Source organism: Pseudomonas sp. RW409, from assembly GCF_003184125.1.
GTDB lineage: Bacteria > Pseudomonadota > Gammaproteobacteria > Pseudomonadales > Pseudomonadaceae > Aquipseudomonas > Aquipseudomonas chlororaphis_I.
In genome coordinates, this window is record NZ_QHHP01000041.1 from 631273 (window position 1) to 640237 (window position 8965).

At 58.0% G+C, this 8965-nt stretch carries 10 protein-coding genes; 6 read left to right on the forward strand and 4 right to left on the reverse strand.

The genetic code is table 11. The features are described 5' to 3' along the window. Positions 1–65 precede the first annotated feature (65 nt). From DK261_RS23410 to DK261_RS23435, 6 genes are all read left to right on the forward strand, one after another. Positions 66–1103 carry a branched-chain amino acid ABC transporter permease gene (locus DK261_RS23410; protein ID WP_110176517.1) on the forward strand — a complete coding sequence of 346 codons (1038 nt, stop codon included), beginning with the start codon at positions 66–68 and terminating at the stop codon, positions 1101–1103. Then, a complete protein-coding gene (locus tag DK261_RS23415) occupies positions 1100–2902 on the forward strand; it encodes an ATP-binding cassette domain-containing protein (protein ID WP_081361007.1) in 1803 nt (600 codons plus the stop codon). Before DK261_RS23410 ends, DK261_RS23415 begins: the two co-directional genes overlap by 4 nt. 5 nt (positions 2903–2907) lie before the next feature. Further along, positions 2908–3672 carry an ABC transporter ATP-binding protein gene (locus tag DK261_RS23420; RefSeq protein WP_110176519.1) on the forward strand — a complete coding sequence of 255 codons (765 nt, stop codon included), beginning with the start codon at positions 2908–2910 and terminating at the stop codon, positions 3670–3672. Between the two features lie 10 nt (positions 3673–3682). After that, the gene (locus DK261_RS23425) at positions 3683–4672 is read left to right on the forward strand and encodes a ketopantoate reductase family protein (RefSeq protein ID WP_110176521.1); all 990 of its coding nucleotides are present in this window, start codon (positions 3683–3685) and stop codon (positions 4670–4672) included. Between the two features lie 11 nt (positions 4673–4683). After that, the gene (locus tag DK261_RS23430; protein ID WP_110176523.1) at positions 4684–5448 is read left to right on the forward strand and encodes a class II aldolase/adducin family protein; all 765 of its coding nucleotides are present in this window, start codon (positions 4684–4686) and stop codon (positions 5446–5448) included. A 222-nt stretch (positions 5449–5670) separates the two neighbouring features. Further along, positions 5671–6147 (forward strand): MarR family winged helix-turn-helix transcriptional regulator, encoded by a 477-nt coding sequence (locus tag DK261_RS23435; protein ID WP_023965213.1) that lies wholly within the window; start codon positions 5671–5673, stop codon positions 6145–6147. Between the two features lie 1340 nt (positions 6148–7487). On the opposite strand, the gene DK261_RS33075 is transcribed toward DK261_RS23435, so the two are convergent. The 4 genes from DK261_RS33075 to DK261_RS33395 form a co-directional block, all read right to left on the reverse strand. Further along, the gene (locus DK261_RS33075) at positions 7488–7661 is read right to left on the reverse strand and encodes a hypothetical protein (RefSeq protein ID WP_155296127.1); all 174 of its coding nucleotides are present in this window, start codon (positions 7659–7661) and stop codon (positions 7488–7490) included. Between the two features lie 164 nt (positions 7662–7825). Beyond that, complete coding sequence (locus tag DK261_RS23445) at positions 7826–8128, reverse strand: hypothetical protein (RefSeq protein WP_124315283.1); 303 nt, start codon at positions 8126–8128, stop codon at positions 7826–7828. A 66-nt stretch (positions 8129–8194) separates the two neighbouring features. Further along, positions 8195–8359, reverse strand: a complete 165-nt coding sequence (locus DK261_RS33080; RefSeq protein WP_158286947.1) for a hypothetical protein — start codon at positions 8357–8359, stop codon at positions 8195–8197. A gap of 64 nt (positions 8360–8423) precedes the next feature. Beyond that, positions 8424–8965 (reverse strand): Ig-like domain-containing protein (locus DK261_RS33395; RefSeq protein WP_218278185.1); only part of this gene is annotated, 542 nt, incomplete at its 5' end.

Consider the following 8965-nt stretch of genomic DNA (forward strand, 5'->3'; position numbering starts at 1 on the left):
GGTGCTGCTCATCCGTAGCACTTGTCGCGTCAACACACCCGCTCAGCCTACAGAAGAGAGTGCTCATGAATTTCCAGATAGCCATGCTGCTGGGCCAGGACGGCGTCACCAACGGTGCCATCTATGCCCTGTTGGCGCTGTCGATCCTGCTGGTGTTTACCGTCACCAGAATCCTTTTGATCCCCCAGGGTGAGTTCGTCACCTATGGTGCTCTGACCATGGCTGCCATTCAGGCCGGTCATCCGACGCCTCTGGCCTGGTTACTGCTGGTCCTCACTCTGATCGAATGCGCCCTGGACCTGGTTGCCCGCTGGCGTGCGGGAAAAGGCTTGCGCATCGATCGACAGATGATCGTGAAATGTAGCTACGCCATCGCGCTGATCATTGCCATGCGCAACCTGCCCCTGGCCACTTTGCCCGTAGCGTTCCAGGCGCTGTTGACCTTGTGCCTGGTGGTTCCATTGGGGCCGCGCCTGTATCGATTGTTCTTCCAGCCGATCGCCGGAGCCTCCGCACTGGTGCTGCTGATCGTCTCGATTGCCGTGCATGTGGCGATGGTCGGGATCGGGTTGCTGGTGTTCGGCCCGGAAGGCGCACGCACCACGCCGTTTTCCCAGGCAGGCTTCGAAATCGGTCCGGTGACCCTGAACAGCCAGACCTTGTGGGTGCTGATCATGTCGGTGACGCTGATCTTCGCCCTGTTCCTGTTCTTCGGTCGCAGCCTGTATGGCAAAGCCTTGCAAGCCACTGCGGTCAACCGCACCGGCGCTCGCCTGATGGGGATCTCGCCGGACATGGCCGGCAAGACAACGTTCGCGCTGGCGACCTTTATCGGCTGCCTCTCAGGGATTCTCATCGCCCCGATCACCACGCTGTACTTCGATTCGGGCTTCCTCATCAGCCTCAAGGGCTTCGTCGGCGCCATCATTGGCGGGCTGGTCAGTTATCCGCTGGCGGCTCTCGGCGCGCTGGTCGTCGGGCTGGTCGAGGCATTTTCAATGTTTTGGGCCAGCAACTATAAGGAGGTCATCGTCTTCACGCTGATCATCCCCTTCCTGCTTTGGCGCTCACTCAAAAGCCACCATGTGGAGGAAGAGGCATGAAGTCGCGCTACCTGATTATGCTGTTTATAGGTGCCTTGATGTTGGCACCGCTAATTCTGCCGACCTTTCAGGTTACTTTGCTCAACTACATCGGACTGTATGCGCTGGTAGTACTCGGCTTGGTTCTGCTAACCGGGGTGGGTGGCATGACCAGCTTCGGCCAGGCCGCCTTCGTTGGACTCGGGGCCTACACCAGCGCCTACCTGACCACAAGCGCACAACTGCCGGCGTGGCTGGCATGGGCTGGTACCTCACCATGGCTAACATTGGTAATCGGTATTGTTTTCACCGGACTGGTGGCGTTAATACTCGGTGCACTGACCCTCAAACTGTCCGGTCACTACCTGCCACTAGGCACTATCGCCTGGGGTATTTCCCTGTACTATCTGTTCGGTAACCTTGAGGGCTTAGGGGGCCAAAGCGGCATCACCGACCTGCCACCGATCACCTTGCTGGGCCTGAGCCTGGACAAGGGCGAGAAGGTTTTCTATCTGATCTGGGCCATCTTGCTGGTGGCGATGCTGATCACTCACAACCTGCTGAACTCCCGTGAAGGCCGGGCCATTCGTGCGCTCAAGGGCGGTCAGGTGATGGCCGAGTCGATGGGCGTCGACACCTTTCGCGCCAAGCTGGTGATCTTCCTGATCTCCGCGGTATTCGCCGCCATTTCCGGTTGGCTCTACGCCCATACTCAGCGCTTCGTCAATCCGACACCGTTTGGCTTGAACATGGGTATCGACTACCTGTTCATGGCTCTGATCGGCGGGGTCGGCAGCGTCTGGGGCGCCCTGCTCGGCGCGGGCGTTCTGACCCTGCTCAAACAATGGCTACAGGACTGGTTACCAGCGCTGGTCGGTAGTGAAGGCAACTATGAAACCATCGTCTTCGGCTTGTTGATTGTACTGTTGATGCAACGAGTACCAGGTGGGCTGTGGCCACTGTTAACCAAGCGACTGCCGCTGTCCAGCAAGCCCTCACGGGCGTTGCTCAAAGCCGAAGTCGAGGTTCCGCCCCTGTCCCGGCGAACGCCCCCCAAAAAAGGCGACCTGATCCTCGAAGCCCGACAAGTGACCCGCTCATTTGGCGGCCTGGTGGCTAACCAGAACATGAACCTGACATTGCGAGCGGGAGAGATCCTGGCTCTGATTGGCCCCAACGGCGCCGGCAAGAGCACACTGTTCAACCAGCTATCCGGGGTCGACATACCCACCTCTGGCGATGTGGTGTTCATGGGCGAACGCATCAATGGTGTGCCCTCCCGACAAGTTGCCCGTATGGGCATGAGCCGGACCTTCCAGCATGTCAAGCTGCTGCCCGGCATGAGCGCACTGGAGAACGTCGCCATCGGCGCACACCTGCGTGGTCACAGCGGTATCCTGGCCAGCTCCCTGCATACCGAGCGCACTGAAGAGTCTCGTCTTCTGGCCGAAGCCCACCGACAACTGGAGCGTGTCGGTCTGGGAGACTACCTGTACGAAGAAGCAGGCAGTCTGGCCCTGGGGCAGCAACGCATCCTCGAGATCGCCCGCGCCTTGTGCGCCGACCCCGTACTGTTACTGCTCGACGAACCTGCTGCTGGTCTGCGCCTGAAGGAAAAACAAGCCCTCGCGGAGCTGCTGCGCAAGCTGCGTAACGAAGGCATGGCGATCCTGTTGGTCGAGCACGACATGGACTTCGTCATGGGGCTGGTCGATCGCATTACGGTCATGGAGTTTGGCCAAAAGATTGCCGAAGGCCTGCCTGAAGCCATTCAAAGCAATCCGGCGGTACTGCAAGCCTACCTCGGCGGAGCGGAGTGAACCTTATGCACAACAACTCAGTGAACAAACCGCTACTGGAGGTCAAGGATCTCTGCGTGGCCTATGGCAAGGTCGAGGCGCTGACCCAGGCGAACCTGACGGTCGGCGAGGGCCAGATCGTCACGGTGATCGGCCCCAACGGGGCCGGCAAGACCACCCTGCTCTCAGCGATCATGGGGGTACTTGGTTCCAAGGGCCAGGTGTGTTTCGACGGCATCCTGGAAAGCGTGCCGGAAGTCGAGATTCTGGTTGGGCGCGGCCTGGGATTGGTCCCGGAAAAACGCGAACTGTTCTCCACCATGAGTGTTGAAGACAACCTCAAACTGGGCGGTTTCATGCGCTATCGCAAAGGTGACCGTTATCAGGACTCAAGCCTGATGGAAATCTACAGCCTATTCCCCCGATTGCTGGAGCGTCGCAAGCAAGCAGCCGCAACGCTATCGGGAGGCGAGCGGCAGATGCTTGCCGTTGGCCGCGCGCTGATGGCCAAACCAAAACTGCTGATGCTCGACGAGCCAAGCCTGGGTCTTGCACCACTGATCACCCGAGAGATCTTCCGCATCATTACCGACTTGCGTCGTCAGGGCGTATCAATCCTGCTGGTCGAACAGAACGCCCGAGCGGCTCTGCGGGTAGCTGACTACGCCTATGTACTTGAGACCGGACAGATAGCCATGCAAGGTCCGGCAGCCGAGTTGGTCGACGACCCACGGGTGGTCGAGGCCTATCTGGGAGCGGCCAGTAAACACCAGGAAATGCTAGCCAGCTAAGGGGACCTCAATGCATATAACTGCAGCTCTTAGAGTGTGCATCGTCGGGGCCGGCGCCATCGGTTGTACCTTGGCCGCCCGCATCGCTGCCGGCGGCCAGACAGTCAGTGTCCTGGCCCGTGGCAAGACCCTGGAGGCCATCCGTGACGGCGGTATCCTCCTGCATGATCTGGATGGCGAACATCATGTCCAGGTACAGGCTGACAGCGACTGTAGCCAGTTGGGCGAGCAGGACGTGATCTTTCTGTGTACCAAGGCTCAGTCTTTGAACAGTCTGCTACCGATCCTCGGGCCGCTGTTAGGACCCGAAACAGTGGTGGTACCTGTCGTCAATGGGGTGCCCTGGTGGTATTTCCATGGCGAGACCGGGCGCTTCGCCGGACGACGAGTCAATGCGGTAGATCCAGATGGTGTGCTGCATGACGCTCTGGACCTACGACGCATCCTGGGTTGTGTGGTGTTCATTACCGCCGAGAGCGAATTACCCGGGGTAGTCCGTTGCGGCAACCCGCATCTGATGATCCTCGGCGAACCCGACAACAGCTTGAGCGAGCGCCTGGAAAAGGTCCGCGCGCTGCTCGAACAAGCCGGTATCAACACGCGTTCCACGGACCGTATTCGTGATTCGTTATGGACCAAGATCATCGCCAATCTGACTTCGAACCCACTCTCGGTAGTCACCGGCGCGACCCTGGAGCAGATCTACAGTCACCCGGACCTGCGGCAGACCGTGCGCAAGATTCTCGACGAAGCTCTGCTTACCGCAGCCGCCTATGGAGCCAGAGTCGACTATGACCCGCAATCGCTCATGGAAATGGGTGCCGGCAAGGGTGCGGTACGCACGTCCATGCTTCAAGACTACGGCCAGGGCCGCCCGCTGGAACTGCTCGCCATTGGCGACGCCGTGATCGAGTTGGCCACGCTGCAGGGCCTGAGCATGCCCGTCACCCAAGACATCATCAATCTCGCGCGGTTTCGCGCCCAGTCTCCCCTTTCTTGATCGAGGCCCGCATGAACAACACCGAATTCACTCAGCCAAGCCATTGCAGCGACGAAGAATGGAGCCTGCGGGTCAGGCTCGCCCAGTGCTATCACCTTGTGGATTGGTTCGGCTGGACAGAAGCAATCTTCAATCACATCTCCGCACGCCTGCCTGGCCCCGCCCACCATTATCTAGTGAACCCATTCGGCCTGAACTACACCGAAGTCACACCGCAGAACCTGCTCAAGGTCGACCTGCACGGCAAGAAGCTAGAGCCTTCTGAATATGATGGCAACCCCGCCGGCTTCGCACTGCACAGTGCGGTGCACGGCGCTCGTGATGACATCCAGTGCTTGATCCACACCCACACCACGCCCATCTCGGCGATCGTGCAGAAGAAGGCCGGCTTCGGTCATCATGACTTCTATGGTGCGCAGTTGCATGGGCGCGTCGGATATCACACTTTCGAAGGCATCACCCTATTCGATGATGAAAAGCAACGTATGATCCAGAGCCTAGGTGACAAGCACATTTTGGTACTGCGCAATCATGGTATAGCCGTGGGCGAGAGCAGCATCGAGAAAGCACTGTTTCTACTCTGGACCGTGCAACGGGCCGCGGAAAACCAGTGTGCGGCAGGAGCCTTGGGGGGCGAAGACAATCCACTGCCGGAGGACATCAGTGTCAAATGTGCCGACCTCACCGCCATGCTCATCCGTGAGAGTGGTTTTGCCGACAAGTTCTTCAAGGCAATGGTCCGCAAAATGAGTGCTGAACGCGGCCTGATCTGGTAAGGCTTGACGCTTGCGACTCTGTATCAACAGGATCGGCTGCGAATGCTGAGTTCCGCGCCAGAAGCCCTGCCAACATAAATTCGCTTGCTCGCTCCATCTCTGCTCCTTTCTGACGGAGCAGAGATGGCTGAATGCTCTGCCCTCAGGTGTGAGGGCCAAGGTGGATGCCGGAATTACGGGAAAAGTCTATGATTGCGCATCGTTTCACAATCAGAGCGCATGATGAGCAACCCGAAAAAACTTCGCAGCCGCTACGACCCCGCCAGCGAGGAATTCAGCAAAGAGGAATTTCCCTTCTATTGGCTGGCGATGGTTCACGGTCGGTACAGCCAATGTATGGAAAAGGCCCTGAAGAAAATCGACCTCGACATTCCGCGCTGGCGGGTCTTGTTCATTCTCAAGGAAAATGGGGAGTCGAGCATTTCGGAGATATCCACTCACGCCATTGCCAAGCTGTCGACCATAACCAAAATCGTTTACCGCATGAAGGACGACGGTCTTGTAGACACCGCTCCCTGCGTCGAAGATGGCCGTGTCACCCAGGTTCGTATCACGCAAGCTGGACGTACGGCCATAGAGCGAATTCAGGATGGCACCCGGGATCTTTTCAAGCGCAGCTTCTCCGGGTTGACCGATGCACAGATCCAACGCCTGAACCGCCTGCTGGAGACAGTCTTCAACAACCTCGAGGACTATTGATTGCGGTCAAGAGTCCCCTGTTCGGTAGGTGTCGCTGTATTGTTCGACTATTCACCATTGCCGCGTCCTTGGCTAGTTCGCATAGGTCACGGCAATGGTTGGAACAAAGCCCATGTTAAATGGAATAACGTACTGTGGATGAGTTCGACAGCACCGTGCTATAGCCGAGTTGAAGGAGAGCAAAAGTGCCCCAGACAGAGAGCGTGGTAACACATTAGTGGCCGTTTGAGCATGCTGGACTGGCCCCTAGCAAATCGGACACCATTACCCCGTTAAATTGATGCTGCCGCCAAGCACCTAAACTCCCGTGCAAGGCTGAACTTGTTACTCGCTTTCTGGAGTGCCTGGGATATGGAGCAGCGAGCAGCAGCTAGACGCGCCTTGACCCCAGTCCTGTTGACCGTGCTTGCGTAACCCGGGGCGATTCACGTCAAAGAGCTCCGGGAGTCTGGATTGTTGGGGGAAGTCGATACAAAGAGCTCGTTGCTCCCCTACTCTCCCCTCAGCCACACCTAGAGAGTATCGCAGATACCTGATGAAGCCACTTGTACGACAAATCGCGCTGATTACCGGCGCAGCACGGGGCATCGAACGGACGAATCGGGGTCATCGATGTACTGAAGGGAAGTCTGACGATATGACACTTGAGGAAATGCTCACCCGCTCGGCAGATCTACAGAACGAGATCCTGCTACTGCTCGAAGACATCCCCACACATCCCGGCGAGCGCTTTGAGGCTTCAATGGCTTTCTGTGGAGTCGCCCTAGAGCATGCTCAGGCACTCCGCATCCTGTTCGAACATTACACCGCCAGGAGCCCTTAACAGGGCGTGACCTGCTACCACCTCATGAGCTGGGTTGGCCAGCAGATGCGGCGGTAGATGGTTGAATGCCTTATATCTGGGCTATCGGGTGTTCCCGCACCATCGCTGGTTGTTACCCCGAACTTGCCAGACGTTCAAAGCACGCTTGGCATGGTTCAACCACAAGCTTACGCCTGATAAACAGCCTCATGCCCTAGCGCCGCAACGCGGTAAATGGTCTCACCCCGACGAATGGCCCGAGTCCATCGATGCCAGCGTGTTACGCAGTGTGCTCGCGACGCTCAACAGCTACTATGGCCTACTCGCCCAAGGCAACCACCTGCGCTTGCGCCAGCAGTTCTACCATCAACACTTGGGGGCCTTAAAACGCTACTTCATACCCGGCGACTCGCAATACAGTCATCTGAAAATAAAGCAAGTCTGGCAAGAGCCGGGACAGCATTGGCCACCATAGGCGAGTGCAAACCGCTCTTTATCTTTGTAAATCCGCAGGACGAGTCAGGCGGCGGCGTAAACCTCAACGCACACACGCCACCTGGTTGGTATTGTTGTCGTTGTTGTTCGCGTTGCCATTGTTCAGGTTGACGTTGTAGTGGTTGCCCATGCCGTTCGGCGTACTGGACCAGTAGTTGTTGTTACTGCCCCCGCACTGGCCGTTGAGCACACAACACTCGCCATCCCGACCGACCATACTGCCTGCCCTCTGAACCCGGCTGTTCGCCTTGCGACGTAAGCCCCTATGCAACGTGATGCCCCTGCGGGTACGCCACGTGGGGCAGGCCGGTTACGCTCCCAGGCCCTACCGGGCCACCGTAACGGCCCGGTCCTTTGGACGCCGGCTTGCGCCAGCGAGCATTAACCTTCACCGCCTGACTCGGCCTGCGGACTTGATACAGCCAACCCTTGCCAACGCGCCAGCCACTGCATGGCCTGCATCGGCGTACAGGTTGCCAGTGCCAACTGATTCAACTCCTTCAATATTTGTTGTTGCACCATCACCAACGTGCCCTCGGTCGTCCCCTCCCTGCCCGACGTAGCAGGCGTCGACGACTGCGTCGCCAGGGCCTGCTGCGCCACGCACCATCCGCGCAAGGCCACCTTATCCAAACCGCCGGGGATGTGCAGTTGCAGCCCCCACGGCTGTTCCTGCACATTCAAGGGAGGCACTTGCGCAGCCAGCCACGCCTGAAAGGCCGTATCCGGTAACCCGCCATACAAAACAGCTCACCCCTGAAGCTTCTTAACCTCCCGACACAATACTTTCAAAGGTTTGCCCTGCTGGCAAAACCAACCCAAATGCGCATCATAAAAGCGCACGAACATACCCTCTCGAAAACAGGCCACCCATGTGACGGACTCACTCAACTGTAAACGTTCGCCAATTTCCATATCGATTCCGTCACTCAAAAGAAGCAAAAGTAAAAGCATATTTAAAAACTAAAAACTAAAACCCTCAACGCACACACGCCACCTGGTTGGGATAGTAGTCGTCGTAGGCGTTCTCGTTGCCAGTGTCCATGTGGCCGTAGTAGTGCATGCTCTTGCTGTACTGCGTACTGGACCAGTAGTAGTTGCTACGGCCCCCGCACTGGCCGGGGAGCGGCCAGCCATACACCGAACACATTTCGCTATTAGATGGACGACCTACCGTAGCCTGCCCCCAAAGAGCTTTGAGTTCATTCTTCGTAGGCAGGCGAGCACCATTCGCCTTGCAATGGGCATCAGCCTCATCCCAAGTCATCAGGTCAGGAGTCAGTTGTATCCACCCATTTATCGCAAAGGTGGTGTCCACAGTGCGCTCGCTGCCATTGATGCTGGCTTTCACTGTATTGCTGCCCGGCACGGTACTGGTCAGCGTCATGCTGGCCACGCCCGAAGCGTTGGTGGTCGCGGTGGTGGCGGTCAGTTTGGCCCCGCCGGATTCCACGCTGAAGGTGACGGCCTGAGCCGGTACCAGGTTGCCGTTGGCGTCGGTGACCGTGACTTGCACCACGT

What these genes read in the sequence shown, in the direction of transcription:
- DK261_RS23415 (WP_081361007.1), top strand. Translation starts at nt 1,100, where the DNA reads ATGAAGTCGCGCTACCTGATTATGCTGTTTATAGGTGCCTTGATGTTG.
- DK261_RS23425 (WP_110176521.1), top strand. Translation starts at nt 3,683, where the DNA reads ATGCATATAACTGCAGCTCTTAGAGTGTGCATCGTCGGGGCCGGCGCC.
- DK261_RS33075 (WP_155296127.1), bottom strand. Translation starts at nt 7,661, where the DNA reads ATGGTCGGTCGGGATGGCGAGTGTTGTGTGCTCAACGGCCAGTGCGGG.
- DK261_RS23435 (WP_023965213.1), top strand. Translation starts at nt 5,671, where the DNA reads ATGAGCAACCCGAAAAAACTTCGCAGCCGCTACGACCCCGCCAGCGAG.
- DK261_RS33080 (WP_158286947.1), bottom strand. Translation starts at nt 8,359, where the DNA reads ATGGAAATTGGCGAACGTTTACAGTTGAGTGAGTCCGTCACATGGGTG.
- DK261_RS23410 (WP_110176517.1), top strand. Translation starts at nt 66, where the DNA reads ATGAATTTCCAGATAGCCATGCTGCTGGGCCAGGACGGCGTCACCAAC.
- DK261_RS23430 (WP_110176523.1), top strand. Translation starts at nt 4,684, where the DNA reads ATGAACAACACCGAATTCACTCAGCCAAGCCATTGCAGCGACGAAGAA.
- DK261_RS23420 (WP_110176519.1), top strand. Translation starts at nt 2,908, where the DNA reads ATGCACAACAACTCAGTGAACAAACCGCTACTGGAGGTCAAGGATCTC.